This window comes from Micrococcus sp. LASM2_SD2 (assembly GCF_057364565.1).
The window spans coordinates 1-15,813 of sequence record NZ_JBNFOB010000027.1 but is presented as its reverse complement, the minus strand read 5'-3'; the positions used below and the strand labels follow the sequence as shown (position 1 = coordinate 15,813).

Below are 15,813 nucleotides of genomic sequence, written 5' to 3'. Positions count from 1 at the left end.
ACCCTCGGGGCAGAGCACCGCCAGACGCAGCCCGGGCAGGCCCACGCGCGCGACGTCGAGGACGTGCCGGGCCACGCCGCCGAGGTCGGCGACGGGCACCACCCAGAGCGTCAGCGGGGCCGGGGTGGCCGTCGCCGCCGCCGGGATCACAGCCACTGCTCCAAGCGGTCCAGGGCCGTCCAGAAGCCCTCGCCGTTGTTGATGTGGCCCTGCCAGATCTCCGGGATGAAGCTCACCCCGGGGGCCAGGCGGTCCAGTTGCTCGCACAGCACGGGCCAGTCCACGTCACCCTCCCCGATCTGCGGCCCCTCCCCGTCCACACCGGTGGCGTCCACGAGGTGCAGGTGAATGGTGTGCGGGGCCAGCTTCTCCACCATCTCCGAGAAGGGGATCCCCAGGAACGTGGACGAGAGCTTGGAGTGGGAGATGTCCAGGCACAGAGGCACCCCCGTGGCCTCCACGAACGCCACGGTGTCGTCCGGGTCCATGAAGAGGTTGTGGTACTGCTGCCCGCCCATCAGCCACGGGAACGGCGGCAGCGTCTGCGCGGCGATCCGGGTGCCGGAGGTGTCCAGGCGCTTCACGGCCTCGGCGATGCGCTCGTACTTCGGCAGCCGCTCCTCCGGGCGGATGTGCCGGTCCAGGGTGAACCCGCCCATGGTGATGACCATGATGGGCGCCTCCTCGGACGGGAACCAGCGCTTCAGGTCCCGGGTGATGTCGATCGTGCGCTGCACCTCGGCGATCGAGCGCTCCCACACGGCGTCGTCGTCGCTGGCCAGGTCCACGAGGAAGTCGCCGGAGAAGATGTCCGGCAGGTGGGTGGTGAAGCCCATCGGCATGGGCTCGGTGAACACCGAGTCGATGTCGATCTCGAGGTCCTTGTAGGAGAAGTGGAACTCCAGGAAGTCCGGGGTGCAGTCCTTCGTGAGTGCGGCGAAGTCGTGGTAGCGCACCGGCAGGCCCCAGGGGCGCCGGAACTGAAACTGGCGCCCGGTCGGCACCGTGTCCGTGAGGTCGCCCGCGAAGAAGAAGTCCCCCTCGGCCAGGTCGCGGTGCAGGGTGCGGCCGACCAGGCGCGGCAGCTCGTTGGGCTGCAGGCCGCGGCCCGGGGACTTCACGGTCACGTCCTGTTCCGTGACCGTGTCACCGGCGGAGAGCGGGCGTGCGGCCACCAGGGACTTGGCCAGGTTGATGCGGTTCATCGCCTCGCCGGTGGAGACCATACGCTCTCCGGCCGCACCGATGGAGTCCTCCACCTCGCGGATCTGCTGCACCATCTGCGCGAACTCCTCGGGCAGCAGGGAGACCTTGTGGTCGTTGCCCTCCAGGGAGCGGTCCGTGGTGAAGTGCTTCTCGATGATCCGCGCACCCCGGGCCACCGCGGCCACCGGCACATGGAAGCCGCGCTCATGACCGGAGTAGCCCACCGGCGTCTGGGCGATCTCGGCCAGCCGGTCCAGGTACGCCAGGTTCACGTCCTTGAACGGGGCCGGGTAGGTGGACTGGGCGTGGAGCATGGCGAAGGGAACGCCCAGGCCGCGGACCAGGGCGGCGGACTCGCGGATCTCCTCCTCCCGGGACATGCCGGTGGAGAGCACCATGGGGATCCCGGAGGCCGCGGCCTCCCGCAGCAGGCCGTGGTTGGTCAGGTCGGCGGAGGCGATCTTGACGCCGTCGATCCCGTAGTCCGCCAGCACCTTCATGGAGGGGGCGTCCCAGGGGGTGCACATCAGGGCCACCCCGGCGTCCCGCACGTGGTCGAACACGGAGATCATCTGCTGCGCGTCCAGGGAGAACTTCGCCAGCTCGTCCAGGGTGCGCTGGGCGCCCAGGTCCTCGCCGGCGCTGGCGGCACCGGACTGGCGGTACAGCGCGTCCATGTCCCGCAGCTGGAACTTCACGGCATCGGCGCCGGCCTCCACGGCCAGGTCCACCAGGCGCTTGGCGAAGTCCACGTCGCCCTGGTGGTTGTTGCCGATCTCCGCGATGAGGAAGGCCCGGTGGTCCTCGCCGATGCGGTGGTCGCCGATCTTCAGCTCCGCCTCCCGGTTCACGGCGATCGCGGCGAGTCGGCCGCGCTCGTCCAGCAGCGGCAGATGGTTGGCGCCGGCGGGCAGGGCCTGGCGGATCTCCTCGTTGGAGGCCCCCATGGGCGCGGTGGCCGGGGAGGTGTGCGCCACCTCGGACGCCGGGATGTCCAGGGCGGCCTCCGGGTTCTCCAGCAGCCACCGGCGCACGTCTCCGTCGGAGAGGGAGCCGGCGAGGAAGCCGTGGGAGTCCACCACGAACACGATGCGGTCGCGGTTGTCCGTCATCTTGCGCAGGGCGACGAGCAGGGAGTCCTCGGGGAAGACGAGGTAGGGGGTGAGACGGCGTTCGATGATCACGTCAGGCTCCGGGGGTGCTGTGCGGTCGGCTGCGGTGCGGGGAGGTCAGGTCCGGGTGGCGGGCCAGGTGCTGCTGGACGGCCAGGTACTGGTCCATCTGCTGCTCGGCCAGGGCGAAGTCCAGCTCGGTGTCGATGTCCACGCCCTCGAGGTCGTCGAGCTCGAAGAGCCCGATCCTCCCGCCGAGGCGGTTGTGGCGCTCGTCGTAGAGCCACGGCTTAGTGATGTACAGCGAGCCGTTCTCGCGGAACCGGAAGTCGCGGCGGCCCATGTCCTGGCGCCGCTTGCGGTGGTCCACGTCGAAGTCGGCGATCGGCGCGTCCTCCTCCGTGGCTCCGTGGCGCCACAGGAACGGGGATACGGGGACCACGCCCACGAGGGAGTCCACGCCGGTGGCCAGGAACTGGTCCACGGCGCGGTCCAGGGTGCCGGGCAGCCGCAGCGGACTGGTGGCCTGCAGCAGCATGACGCCCTCCGGTTCACGGCCGGCCTCGCGCTCCTGCGTGAGCCGGTACTCCACCACCGGCTCGGTGGGGGTGGTGTCCTGGGCGAGCTCGACCGGGCGCAGCCCCGGGACCTCGGCGCCGTACTGGCGGGCGACCTCGGCGATCTCCTCGGAGTCCGTGCACACGACCACGCGCAGGTCCGCCTGGGCGCTCAGCGCCGCCTCGATGGTCCAGGCCACGAGCGGCCGGCCGCCGAGGAGGCGGATGTTCTTGCCCGGCAGGCCGCGGGATCCGCCGCGGACCGGGATGACGCAGAGGATGCTCACGCGCCGATCTCCTTCTTCAGGTGCCGCGCGATCACATGGGCCGGGTCGCCGTGCGGCATGGCGAACGCCGGGGTGGGCTCGGGCGTGCGCCACGGGCGCCACCGGGACATGGAGTAGCGGTCCCAGAAGTCCTCCAGCCAGGCCGGGGGCTCGGGATGGACCACGTAGGCCGGGCGTCCGGTCTGGGCGGCCTCCAGCACGCCCGTGGAGAACACCGCCGCCACGGGCCCGGTGGTGGCCGTCAGCGGTCCGGAGCCGTCCACGGTGATGCCCTGGGCGCGCCACTTCTCATGCTGGGCCACGGACAGCCGGTCCCGCTCCGCCGGGTGGGGGCGGTAGACGGCGCCGGTGGCGTGGATGTACTGCGCCGCGGCGGCGGCGAAGTCGGCCCGGGGCAGCTCGGCCCCGTGCAGCTGTCCGAGGAACACCCCGGGGCCCTCGTTCCCGACGACGGCACCCGCCTCGGCCGGTCCGCCCGCCTCGGCCTGCCGGCCGGCGTTCCACAGCAGGGCGGAGCCGGCGTCCACGACCTCGACGTCGGTGCGGGACTGGGTCCACCAGGAGGCGTCCCGCTCGGAGAAGGCGAAGAGGCGGCAGTCCGCCGGGACGGGCGGGGTGGAGACGGCCAGCAGTCCGTGCTGGACCACGTTCACGCGAGCCCCCTGCTCGCGGGCCCAGCGCACGGCGGCGCGGCCGGCGGGCAGGTACTCCCCCGCCACCAGCACCTGGGTGAGCTCGCGCAGGTGCTCGGGGCAGGCCTGTCCCTCCAGCGGGGCGATGCGGTGCAGCGCGGCTCCGGGCAGGCCGACCGCGTCCGCTCCGGCGGGCAGGACCCAGGCGACGCCCTCGAGGACCTCGTGCTCCACCTGTTCGGCCAGGGCACGCAGCGGCTCGGCGAGCGCCGCCACCTGGGTGGGGCCGGTGGACTCGAGTGCCACCAGGGTGTGCACGGGACCCCGCGGCGAGGCGATCTCCAGGCCGGTGCCGTCCTTCCGTCCGCGCAGCCGGCGCGTGACCTGGCGCGCCCGGTCCACGGCCCGGCGGGAGGCGGGCCACTGGCGGCACTGCCAGGAGGACCACTCCTCCAGCTGCTCGGGACGCCAGAACAGGGGCGTGGTGCGGTCTGCGTGGATGCTCATGCCCACCACTCCTGGGCGATCCGGGCCCGGTGGGCGAACGTATGCTCGGCGTGGGCGCGCCGGCGGCCGGCATCGCGGATGGAGGCTCCCCAGGAGGGCTCGGCCACGATGCGGCGGCCGAGCTCCGCGAGCTCGTCCGCGCTGTGGAAGACGAGGACCTCGCGGCCGGGCTCGTAGAACTCGGAGACGTCGTCACGGTCCACCAGCTGGAGTCCGCCCATGCCGGGGACCTCGAAGGTGCGCATGGCGTGGCCGGCCTGGAGGCCGTGGATGTTGATGGCCCCGGCGGCGGCCGCCTGGACGGCGTAGGCCTCGGCCAGCGGGATGTCCCGTTCGGCGGGGAGCTCGGGACGCCGCAGCTCCCAGGTGCGCAGGCGGTCCACAGGGTGGTGGCTCCACTGCCGGCCGTAGGCACGCACCGGGACGCCGGCGGCGTGCAGGCGCTCCAGCAGCTCGACCCGGTTGGGGTAGCGGGAGCCCACGAACACGAGCTCATCAGAGCGCGGCACCTCCGGCAGCGGCATCTCCGGGTCGAACCCGTTCGGCAGGTAGTGGGCGTCCACGCCCTGCGCCGCCAGGTCCTGGGCCTCGGACCGCGCGTAGCTGAGCACCGGGCCGACCTGCCGGAGGAAGTCCACCGTGTAGTCGTGGCGGTGGAGGTCGTCGTAGAGCCAGAGCATCACGGGCACCTGCAGGCCGTGGACCTCGGTCCAGAAGTCGTCGCCGAGCGAGTCGCCCTTGATCACGAGAACCCGTTGGGGGCGCACCTCGCGGACGGCGGCGACGGCACGCTGGGTGTCCCAGGCCACCCGCGCGGCGGTGCGGTCCAGGCCGGCCTTCTGGGGCAGCTCGATCAGGCCCTTGTTCCGCAGCTTCATCCCGAGCGTCGCGTAGTCGTCATAGCAGTGGACGTGGACGTCGAGGCCCTGCTGTGCCCAGGCGGCGGCGATCGAGCGGTGGTAGCCGTGGAACGCCGGAGAGACGAGCAGCAGCCGCTCGGGGCTGCGACCCTCGGGCACACCGGAGGCCGGGATCCGATAGACGCGCGAGGCGCTCATCGGCCGCCACCCCGCACCAGGGACATCTCGACCCGGAAGACCTGCCGGGCATCCACGTCCGTGCCGAGCCGCTGACGCACGGAGTTCACGGCGAAGTTGACGCCGGTGGCGACCGTGAGCGCCGCCTTCAGGGCGCGGGGGTGCCCCCATTTCCGGGCGTAGCGGTAGCGGGAGTCCACGAGCCAGGCCCGTCGGCGCAGCGGGTCCGAAGAGGCACCGCCCACGTGGGGCACACGCACCGAGGGGATCACGAGGGAGGGGATCCCGCGCCGGCGCAGGCGCAGCTGCAGGTCCACCTCCTCGCTGTTCATGAAGTAGGACTCGTCCAGGCCGCCGACGGCGCGCACCTGCTCCATCGGCAGCAGCATCACCGCGCCCATGACCCAGTCCACGGAGACGGGGGACTCGGCCTCCACGGCGCGCATGTCATGGCCCACCAGCTCGTGCAGCGCCCGCCGGTGGCGGAAGCGGGCCAGGGGGGACAGCCATTCCACGCCCTGGTGCAGGACCGTGGGGAAGTGACGCCCCGAGTACTGCGGGGAGCCGTCCAGGTGCACCACCTGCGGGCTCGTCACGGCGGGCTGGTAGGGGGCGGAGGCCGTCACCAGGGCGTCGATGTCCGTCCCGGTGATCTCCACGTCCGAGTTCAGGACCAGGGCCAGCGGGGTGTCCACGGCGTCCAGGGCGGAGTTCACGTTCGCGCCGAAGCCGCCGTTCTGCGTGCGGCGGACCACGGTGGTGGGCACGGGGCCGGCGGGGAGCTGTTCCGGGAAGGGCTGCGGCGAGCAGTCGTCGCTGACCACGATGTGCGCCAGCGCCTCCCCCGGGCGTTCCTGCAGGGCTCGGACCAGCTCCAGCGTGGGTTCGGGATCGCCGTAGTGCGGCACGACGGCGGTGACGGTGCCGGCGCGCGGACGGTCAGCTGCCATGGGAACTCCTCCAGCCTGGACAGGGGAATTTTGGTACGTTGCTGATCAGAAATCTATACCCTGCATGATGCCCCAACGGCCACGGCAGGTGCGAGGAGACAGGAGTCATAGATGCTGCGCCTCACCACCGGCCGAGGCCATCTCGACGTGGCCGGACTCACGGACGAGGAACGGGACGAAGTGACCCGGTGCTGGTCCCGCTGCGATCCGCGACAGCTCTCCGGCCGCGCGCCGGACGAGGCCGGGCTCGTCCGTGACTCCACGCGCTGGGCTGCCTTCCACGAACGCCTTGTGTACGCCACCACCAAGGCGGCGATCGCCTCCGGACGGGGCACCCACATCATGCTCCACGCCGCCGCACTCGCCCTGCCGGAGAACGGACGCGCCCTCGCGATGGCCGCGGCCTCCGGCACCGGCAAGTCCACGGCCACCCGCACGCTCGGCCGCCATCTGTCCTACCTGACGGACGAGACGCTGATCGTGGACCCGGACACCCTGGCCATCACGCCGTACGCCAAGCCGCTCTCCCTCTACGGCCCCTCCGGCCGCCGCCCCAAGGTGCAGCACGGACCGGACGAGCTCGGGCTCGGCCCCACCCTGGCCGAGGGCCAGCTGGCGGCCGTCGCGGTGCTGGACCGCGTCCGCGACGGGAACGAGCCGGTCACCGCGCGCGCCGAGCCGATGGACCTCGTGGACGCCGTCTCCGAACTCGCCCCGCAGTCCTCCTCCCTCGGACGCCTCCCCCGCGGGCTCGCGGCCCTCTGCGATGTGCTGGACCGACTTGGCGGCGCGGTCCGGCTGGTCTACCGCGAGGCCGAGGACCTGCTGCCGGTGGTCCGGTCCCTCCTGACGGACCCGGCGCTGCCGCTGGAGCGCGCCTGGGACCCGCTGACGCCGGACGAGCTCACCGCCTCCGTGCCCGGGGAGCCCGACGCCCGCTCCCGCACCGACGCGGACGACGGCGTGCTCACTGCGGACGGGCGCCTCATGCTCCTGCGCGGCACCGAGCTGACCGTCCTCAGCGGCCTCGGCGCCGCGCTCTGGTTCAACCTGGACGTGGCCCGCACCCCCGCAGAACTGGTGGAGGCGATCGCCGCCGAGGGGACGGTCCCCGAGGACGCCGAGCAGATCGTCGCCCGTGCGCTCACGGACCTCGCCGACCGCGGCCTGCTCCAGCACTGAGCCCCTGCCCGGCAGGACGACGAAGGCCCCCGCCTGGAGAGGCGGGGGCCTTCGTGCCGGAGGCGAGCGGCCGTCGTCGGGAGGCGGGCTCCAGGACGGCCCGGGCGCGTCAGGGGGTGGACCAGTGGGCCGGAGGCCAGATGGTCACGAAGACCTCGCCGACCACGTCCTCCTCGTCCACGAAGCGCGCACAGTCCGGACCGGCCTCCTCCGCGGTCAGGCCCCGGCAGCCGATCACCGAGTCCGCGGAGTTCGACCGGTGGTCGCCGATCGCCAGGACCTTGCCCTCCGGGACGGAGATCGGCCCGAAGCACCGCTGGGAGCGCGGCTCGCTGGAGCAGTCCAGCTCGTCCTTGGCATAGGGCAGGTCCTGGAAGACGTAGGGCTCCTCCAGCGGCTGCCCGTCCACGGTGACCTGGCCGGAGTCCGTGCAACACTCCACGGTCTCGCCTCCGCGCCCGATCACGCGCTTCACGAGCGCCTGGTCATGGGAGACTCCGATGCCCGTGACGTCGCCGAACGTGCGCACCGCGGTCTCCAGCGGACCGGAGTCCTCCAGCGGCGGCGCCCAGTTCTCGTCTCCGTTGAAGACGACCACGTCCTGGCGCTCCGGGGTGGCGTCGCCGCCGTAGGCGAGCCGGTTGACGAGCATCCGGTCCCCCACGTTCAGCGTGTTCTCCATGGAGCCCGAGGGCACGGAGTAGACCTTGACCAGGAACGCCTGGACCACGGCCACCACGGCCAGGGCCACGAGCACGTTGAGCAGGACGGAGACCAGGAACGGCAGCTGGCGACGCCGCCGGCCCGGGTGGCCCTGCTGCGCGGACACGGCGTCCGGACCGTCCTGCCGGGCTGCGGTGCTGCCCATGGGATCAGGCGTCGCCGTCGAAGAGGCTGGTGACCGAGCCGTCCTCGAAGACCTCGCGGATCGCGCGGGCGATCAACGGGGCGATCGAGAGCACGGTGAGGTTCTCGAAACGCTTCTCCTCCGGGATCGGCAGGGTGTTGGTGACCACCACCTCGCGGGCACCGCACTCGCCCAGGCGCTGGGCGGCCGGGTCCGAGAAGACGGCGTGGGTGGCGGCGATGATGACGTCCTTGGCGCCGGCCTCCTTGAGGACGCGCACCGCGCCGGCGATGGTGCCGCCGGTGTCGATCATGTCGTCGATCAGCACGCAGACGCGGCCCTCGATGTCTCCGACCACGGTCTTGGACTCCGCCTGGTTCGGGACGGTGAGGTCACGGGACTTGTGCACGAACGCCAGCGGCACGCCGCCCAGGCGGTCCGCCCACTGCTCGGCCACGCGCACCCGGCCGGTGTCCGGGGAGACCACGGTGATCTCCTCGCCCTCCAGGCGGGTGCGGATGTAGTCCGCGAGCAGCGGGATGGCGAACAGGTGGTCCACCGGGCCGTCGAAGAAGCCCTGGATCTGCGCGGTGTGCAGATCCACGGACATGATGCGGGACGCACCCGCGGCCAGGTAGAGGTCCGAGATCAGGCGGGCCGAGATCGGCTCGCGTCCGCGGCCCTTCTTGTCCTGGCGCGCGTACGGGTAGAACGGGGAGACCACGGTGATGCGGCGGGCCGAGGCACGCTTCATGGAGTCGATCATGATGAGCTGCTCCATGAGGTGGTTGTTCAGCGGAGCAGGGTGGGACTGGATGACGAACACGTCCTTGCCGCGGACGGACTCGCCCGAACGGACGTAGATCTCACCGTTGGCGAAGTCATAGGCGCTCATCGGCAGCAGCTCGGTGCCGAGCTCCTCCGCGATCTCCGTGGCCAGCTCCGGATGCGCCCGGCCGGCGGCCAGCACCAGTCGCTTGTCCTCGCTGCGGCTCAGTTCCGTCATTCTCGCTCCCCTGCTCTCTCGCGATCTGCGGCTCCGGGCCTTCTGTGTCGGCCCGGAGCCATCCTAGTCCTGGTCTGCCCGTGACCTCAGCCGCGGTCCGTGCCCGCGGCCTGCGCGGCCTCCGCCGAGCCGGTGCCCGGGCGCTTCGCCACGACCCAGCCGTCGATGGTGCGCTGCTCCACCCGGTTCAGGGCGAGGGCGCCGGCCGGGACGTCCTCACGGACCACCGCTCCGGCCCCGGTGTAGGCGCCGTCCCCGACCGTCACCGGGGCGGTGAAGACGGTGTTGGACCCGGTGCGCACGTGCGAGCCGATGGTGGTGCGGTGCTTGTTCACGCCGTCGTAGTTGGCGGTGATGTTGCCGCAGCCGATGTTGGTGTGCTCGCCGATCTCCGCGTCCCCGGCGTAGCCGAGGTGGGACAGCTTGGAGCCGCGGCCCACCGTCACGTTCTTGGTCTCATAGAACGCGCCGATCTTGCCGTCCTCGCCCAGCACGGTGCCCGGGCGCAGGTAGGTGAACGGGCCGACCGTGGCGTGCGCGCCGATCACGGCACCCGTGGCGTCCGTGCGCTTGACGGTGGCGCCCTCGCCGACCTCGGTGTCCGTCAGGGTGGTGTCCGGGCCGACGACCGCGTCCCTGCCCACCGTGGTGGTCCCGTGCAGCTGGGTGCCGGGCTTGAGGGTCACGTCGTTGGAGAGCTGGACGGTGACGTCCACCCAGGTGGAGGACGGGTCGATCACCGTGACGCCCTCCTTCATCCAGCGGCGCAGCACGCGGTCGTTGAGCTGCCGGCCCAGGTCCGAGAGCTGGCGACGGTCGTTGGCGCCCTCGACCTCCCAGACGTCGTCCGTGCCGACGGAGGCGACGCGGCCGCCCTCGGCACGGGCCAGGCCGAGCACGTCCGTGAGGTACTTCTCGCCCTGGACGTTGTCCGTGGACAGGGACGGCAGGGTGCGGCGCAGCAGGGCGGCGTCGAAGGCGTAGATGCCGGAGTTGACCTCGGCGATCTCCACGAAGGAGGAGTCTCCGGTGGCCTCAGCGTGGGCCAGGGCGTCCTTGTGCTCCATGATGCGCTCGACGAGGCCCTCGGCGTCACGAACGATGCGGCCGTAACCGGTGGGGTCCTCCAGGGTGGCGGTCAGCACGGTGACGGCGTTGCCGTCCCGCTCGTGGGTGGAGACGAGGTCCGCGAGGGTCTGCGGAGTGAGCAGCGGGACGTCGCCGTAGGTGACCACCACCGTGCCCTCGGTGTCCGCCGGGACCGCCTCGAGGCCGAGCTCCACGGCCCGGCCCGTGCCCGGGACCTCGTCCTGGTCCGCGATCACGATGTCCGGCAGCTGCTCCTCGATGTGGGCGGCCACCCTGTCCCGCTCATGACGGACCACGGCCACGAGGTGCTCGGGGTCCAGCGACGCCGCGGCGTGGAGGGCATGGCCCACCAGGGAACGGCCGCCGATGCGGTGCATCACCTTGGGGGTGGTGGACTTCATGCGCGTGCCCTGGCCGGCGGCCAGCACGATCACGGCGGACGGGCGGGGGGCGGTGGTCTCGGACATTCCTGCGCTCCTCCTGGGGTGGCGGTCGAGGGTGGGCCCCGGCGGACGGGACCGTGTTCCGCCCCTAGGATTCGAACCTAGACTGCACGGCTCCAAAGACCGGCGTGCTGCCATTACACCAGGGCGGACCGTCGCACGCGCGCGCGCGCTCGTCACTCTTCCATCACGGCTCCGCCCCGGCCACCGGGCGGAGTGCCCGGACCGGGCGGAGGGAGGAGGCGGCCGGGAGGGCGGGGTCCGGTGCCCGGACCGGGGGCGCCGAGGTCAGTAGGCGCCGTCGGCGGCCGTGACGGCGCGGACGGTGCGGCCCAGGATGACGATGTCCCCGAGGAGGGACCAGTTCTCCACGTAGTTCAGGTCCAGGCGGACCGCGTCCTCCCAGGAGAGGTTGGAACGGCCGGAGACCTGCCACAGGCCGGTGATGCCGGGCTGCACCTGGAACCGGCGGTGGATGTAGTCCTCGTACTGCTCCACCTCATGGGGCAGGTGCGGCCGGGGCCCCACCAGGGACATGTCCCGCGCAGGACGTTGATGAGCTGGGGCAGCTCGTCGATGCTCGTGCGCCGGATGAAGCGCCCCACCTTGGTGATGCGCGGATCGTCCTTCATCTTGAACAGGACGTTCTCGTCCCCGGCGTCGGAGGTGAGCGCGGCCCTGATCTTCTCCGCGTCCGGCACCATCGAGCGGAACTTGAGCATGGTGAAGGGCCTGCCGTGCAGGCCGATGCGCTCCTGCCGGAAGAGGATGGGCCCGGGGCTGTCCAGGCGGATCGCGAGCGCGACGCCGAGCAGCAGCGGCGAGATCAGGATCATGCCGAGGCCGGAGGCGACCACGTCGAACATCCGCTTGGAGAACGCCTTGCCCCGGGACAGGCGCGGGGTGCTCACGTGGATCAGCGGCAGGCCGGCCAGCGGCTGCATGTGGATGCGGGGGCCGGCGACGTCCACGAGGGCCGGCGCCATGATCAGGGTGATGCCGCGTTCCTGCAGCTCCCAGCCGAGCCGGCGCAGGTCCCGCGGCGGGAACGGGTCGCCGGAGGTGAGGGTGATGGCCTCCACGTGGTTCTCCACCGCGAAGTCCACGATCTCCTCGATGGTGCTCAGGTCCGTGCGGCACGGGATCGGCAGGACGTCATCGCCACGGGAGCGGTAGCCCGGCATGATCGCCGCCACCGGCTCATAGCCGGCACCGGCCTCGGAGACGAGGGCGTCGTGCACGTGGGCCACGGCTCCCGGGCCGCCCACCAGCAGCATGCGACGGCGGAACCGGCCACGGGCACGGGAACGGGCGACCCAGGTGCGCACCACGAAGCGGCCGCAGAGGACGGCCAGCAGGCCGACCGGAAGGGCGACGGCCACGTAGCCGCGCGCCGTCTCCAGTGCGATGGCGTAGGAGATGATGGCCACGAGGCCGAAGAAGTACAGGGTGCCCTTGATGACGCGCTTGTACTCGTCCGCCCCCACCCCGAAGACCCTGATGTCCCGGGAGCCGACGAACGCGAGGGTGACGCCCCAGCCCACCGCCAGGATCACCGAGAGCAGGGTGTAGTTCAGCAGGACGGTGCCGGGGATGTGCTCACCGAGCCGGCCGAAGCGGACGAGCTCCGCGAAGACTATCGAGACGAGGATCAGGACGGCGTCCACCAGGGTGAGCAGGCGCGGGATGCCTCGGTGCCAGGAGGTGCCGAGCAGATGCTCGCCCTCCGGCTCCGGGGGCCGTGCCGGTCGGGCATGTGCCGCCGGCGTCTCCAGGATGGTGGCCACGTTCGTCCTCTTGCTCGCTGCCGCGGGAGCCGAGGGGCGAGGGCCATGCGGACCGACGCTCCCAGGCTTTTCTCATACGTCACGGATTGTAAGCCGCGACGAGGATTCAAGGCTATGCGAAGAAGGCTATGTGAAGAATCTGTGTTCCGCATCTCATCTGCAGGTGGGATGCGGAACCGAGGGCCTCATTCGGCGAGCTCGGCGGCCGCGAGCCACTCCTCCTCCACCGCCTCCAGCTCAGTGTTCACCTGCTGAAGCTCGGTGTTGACCGGGCCGAGCTCGCCGAAGCGCTGCGCATCGCTGAGCTCGGCGAGACTCGCCTCGAGGGCGGAGGCACGCTCCCGGAGCCGGTCCTGCTGGCGCTCCAGCCGGGCCATGTCCTTGCGGGCCTGCCGCCGCTGGGCCGGGGACGGGCCCGCAGGCGCCGATTCGGCACCGGCGGACGGGGCCGCCGTGCGCACGGAGTCCGGTGCCCGCTCCGCCGGCATGGCCGCGCGCAGCTCGAGGTACTGGTCCACCCCACCGGGCAGCCCACGCACGCCGCCGTCGCCGAGCAGGGCCACCTGGTGGTCCGTCACCCGCTCGAGCAGGTAGCGGTCATGCGAGACGACGACGAGCGTGCCCGGCCACCCGTCCAGGAGGTCCTCGACGGCCGCCAGGGTGTCCGTGTCCAGGTCATTGGTGGGCTCGTCCAGGAAGAGCACGTTGGGCTCACCCACGAGCAGGCGGAGCAGCTGGAGCCGGCGCCGCTCGCCTCCGGAGAGCTCGGCCACCGGCGTCCACTGGCGGTCCGTGCCGAAGCCGAGCTGCTCGAGCAGCTGACCGGAGGACATCTCCCTGTCCCCCACCTGGAAGCTGGAGCCCTCACGCGCCATCACCTCGGCGACCCGGAGGTGGGAGACCTCGTCCAACTCGTGCACATCCTGGGTGAGGGTGGCGGTGACCACGGTCTTGCCTCGCCTGACGCGTCCGGCGTCCGGCTGGATACGGCCGTCCAGGAGCTTGAGGAGGGTGGACTTGCCGGCACCGTTGACACCGACGATCCCCAGCCGTTCGCCCGGCGCCAGCCGGAGGGTGACCTGGTCCAGGATCGTCTTCTCCCCCAGGGACAGCGAGACGTCCTCGAGGTCCAGCACGTCCTTGCCGAGGCGGGCCGTGGCGGTCTTGGCCAGGGACACGGAGTCACGCGGCTCGGGCACGTCCGCGATGATCGCGTTCGCCGCCTCGATGCGGAACTTCGGCTTCGAGGTGCGGGCGGGAGCGCCGCGGCGCAGCCACGCGAGCTCCTTCTTCATCAGCTGCTGGCGCTTCTGCTCGGCCACGGCCGCCTGCCGGGCCCGCTCGGCACGGGCGAGGATCCAGGCCGCGTAGCCGCCGTCGAAGGGGTCCACGGTGGCGTCGTGGACCTCCCAGGTGCGGGTGCAGACGGTGTCCAGGAACCAGCGGTCGTGGGTGACCACCACGAGGCCGCCGTCCGTGGGGCGCCAGCGGCCCTTCAGGTGCTGGGCGAGCCAGGCGACGCCCTCCACGTCCAGATGGTTCGTGGGCTCGTCCAGGAAGAGGACGTCGTGGTCGTCCGCCAGCAGGGCGGCCAGCGCGACGCGCCGCCGCTGGCCGCCGGAGAGCCCGTCGACGGTGCGGTCGAGGTCCAGACCGCCGAGGAGCCCGTCGAAGACGTCCCGGATCCTGGGCTCCGAGGCCCAGACGTGGTCGTCCACGTCCCCCACCACGGCCTGCCTGACAGTGTGCGTGGGATCGAGCTCGTCACGCTGGTCCAGCACGCCCACACGGACGCCTCCGCGCCGGGTGACCCGGCCCGTATCCGGTGCCTGCAGGCCGGCCATGATGCGCATCAGCGTGGACTTGCCGTCTCCGTTGCGTCCGACCAGTCCGATGCGGTCCCCCTCGTCCACGCCGAGCGAGAGCCCGTCCAGGACGGTGCGGGTGCCGAAGGAGATGCCGATGTTCTCGGCGCCGAGCAGATGTGCCATGAGGGGTGGTACCAGTCCTTCCGCGTCCGGGTGGACGTCAGGGGGTCGGTGGTGAGGTCAGGTGGGGTGCGGCCTGCGCCGCCGGCCCACAGGATGTCAGAGCAGTCCGGCGCCGTGCACGGGGCCGTGCACGGCGATCGCCTCGATGCCGGTCCGCTCCTTGACGGCGGTGGCCAGGCGCTCCGCCTCGTGCTCGTCACGGGCCACGAACAGGAGCGTGGGGCCGGAGCCGGACACCATCCCACGAAGGGCCCCCTCGTCCATGCCGAGGTCGAGGACGTCGGACAGGTCCGGGAACAGCGTCACCGCCGAGGTCTGCAGATCGTTGTCCATGGCCAGTGCCAGGGCCAGGGGGTCGGCGAGCGCCAGCGCACGCACCACCTCCTGGTTGACCTCTACCGCGGCGGGCGCGTCCAGCGTGCCCTCGGTCCTCAGCCGGTCCAGGGTCTCGAACACGACCGGGGTGGAGAGGCCGCCGTCGGCGGGGACCACCACGAGGTGCACCGGATTGCGGGCGGCCACCGGGGTCAGCTCGGTCCCCGTCCCCAGGCCCACCGCCGCTCCCCCGAGCACGGAGAAGGGCACGTCCGCGCCGAGCTCGGCTCCCAGCTCCGCGAGCTGCGAGCGGGTGAGCCCGGTGCTCCACAGCGCCGAGCAGGCCACGAGCGCGGCGGCCGCGTCGCCGAGCCGCCGCCCATGCCGCCGGCCACGGGCACCTGCTTGGCCACCTGGAGGTCCACACCATGGGCGTCTCGATCCAGCCCGGCGCGCTCACGGAGCAGCACGGCCGCACGGTGCGCGAGGTTCGACTCGTCCCAGGGGACGTCATGGGCGTCCACGAGGCTGACGTGACGGGGGCAGGGCCCGACCGTGACCTCCCCGTCCTCACGGGCCACGGCGGTCACCGTCTCCGTGAGGGAGACGGCCAGGTACACGCTGGCGACGTCGTGGTATCCGTCCGGACGCAGGGGGCCCACACGGAGGGAGACGTTCACCTTCCCCGGTGCGGTGGCCGTGACATGGCGGCGTGCGACGTCCTCGTGCACGTCTTGACGCGAGAGGGGGTTCATGCGGTCTCCTCGACGGTCTCGGCACGGCGGGCGCGGGGCGACGCGGGCGAAGTCCTCGATCGCCATGGGGACTCCCCTCGGGGCCCGGGGGGTCGACGCCCGGCGGCGCG

General features: G+C 72.0%; 10 protein-coding genes, 1 tRNA gene and 2 pseudogenes. 1 reads left to right on the top strand and 12 read right to left on the bottom strand.

Translation table 11 applies throughout. The features are described 5' to 3' along the window. Nucleotides 1-146: 146 nt before the first annotated feature. The 5 genes from AC2W7A_RS03025 to AC2W7A_RS03005 are packed head-to-tail and all read right to left on the bottom strand — an operon-like array spanning nt 147 to nt 6,288. Nucleotides 147-2,390 (bottom strand): N-acetylneuraminate synthase family protein, encoded by a 2,244-nt coding sequence (locus AC2W7A_RS03025; RefSeq protein ID WP_485990050.1) that lies wholly within the window; start codon nt 2,388-2,390, stop codon nt 147-149. Between the two features lies 1 nt (nt 2,391). Next, entirely contained in the window at nt 2,392-3,162 is a 771-nt protein-coding gene (locus AC2W7A_RS03020; protein WP_485990049.1) for an acylneuraminate cytidylyltransferase family protein, read from the bottom strand. Further along, nucleotides 3,159-4,301: an RNA-binding protein gene (locus AC2W7A_RS03015; protein ID WP_485990048.1), complete on the bottom strand. Its 1,143-nt coding sequence runs from the start codon at nt 4,299-4,301 to the stop codon at nt 3,159-3,161. Before AC2W7A_RS03015 ends, AC2W7A_RS03020 begins: the two co-directional genes overlap by 4 nt. Continuing rightward, complete coding sequence (locus tag AC2W7A_RS03010) at nt 4,298-5,359, bottom strand: CgeB family protein (RefSeq protein ID WP_485990047.1); 1,062 nt, start codon at nt 5,357-5,359, stop codon at nt 4,298-4,300. The genes AC2W7A_RS03015 and AC2W7A_RS03010 overlap by 4 nt, the downstream gene beginning before the upstream one ends. After that, the gene (locus AC2W7A_RS03005; RefSeq protein WP_485990046.1) at nt 5,356-6,288 is read right to left on the bottom strand and encodes a glycosyltransferase family 2 protein; all 933 of its coding nucleotides are present in this window, start codon (nt 6,286-6,288) and stop codon (nt 5,356-5,358) included. Before AC2W7A_RS03005 ends, AC2W7A_RS03010 begins: the two co-directional genes overlap by 4 nt. Nucleotides 6,289-6,399: 111 nt before the next feature. Between AC2W7A_RS03005 and AC2W7A_RS03000 the strand changes: the two genes are divergently transcribed. After that, nucleotides 6,400-7,470: a PqqD family protein gene (locus AC2W7A_RS03000; RefSeq protein WP_485990045.1), complete on the top strand. Its 1,071-nt coding sequence runs from the start codon at nt 6,400-6,402 to the stop codon at nt 7,468-7,470. Nucleotides 7,471-7,579: 109 nt separating this feature from the next. On the opposite strand, the gene lepB is transcribed toward AC2W7A_RS03000, so the two are convergent. From lepB to AC2W7A_RS02965, 7 genes and pseudogenes are all read right to left on the bottom strand, one after another. Next, entirely contained in the window at nt 7,580-8,338 is a 759-nt protein-coding gene (lepB, locus tag AC2W7A_RS02995) for a signal peptidase I (protein WP_485990044.1), read from the bottom strand. 4 nt (nt 8,339-8,342) lie between these two features. Then, on the bottom strand, nt 8,343-9,323 hold the full coding sequence (locus AC2W7A_RS02990) for a ribose-phosphate diphosphokinase (protein ID WP_485990043.1): 981 nt from the start codon (nt 9,321-9,323) through the stop codon (nt 8,343-8,345). A gap of 86 nt (nt 9,324-9,409) precedes the next feature. Then, complete coding sequence (gene glmU / locus AC2W7A_RS02985; protein ID WP_485990042.1) at nt 9,410-10,879, bottom strand: bifunctional UDP-N-acetylglucosamine diphosphorylase/glucosamine-1-phosphate N-acetyltransferase GlmU; 1,470 nt, start codon at nt 10,877-10,879, stop codon at nt 9,410-9,412. A gap of 56 nt (nt 10,880-10,935) precedes the next feature. Then, nucleotides 10,936-11,007, bottom strand: a tRNA-Gln gene (locus tag AC2W7A_RS02980). 136 nt (nt 11,008-11,143) lie between these two features. Then, nucleotides 11,144-11,691 (bottom strand): annotated as a pseudogene (locus tag AC2W7A_RS02975) (sugar transferase). Nucleotides 11,692-12,827: 1,136 nt separating this feature from the next. Further along, entirely contained in the window at nt 12,828-14,633 is a 1,806-nt protein-coding gene (locus AC2W7A_RS02970) for an ABC-F family ATP-binding cassette domain-containing protein (protein ID WP_485990041.1), read from the bottom strand. 96 nt (nt 14,634-14,729) lie between these two features. Next, nucleotides 14,730-15,703, bottom strand: a pseudogene (locus AC2W7A_RS02965) (4-(cytidine 5'-diphospho)-2-C-methyl-D-erythritol kinase). Between the last annotated feature and the right edge of the window lie 110 nt (nt 15,704-15,813).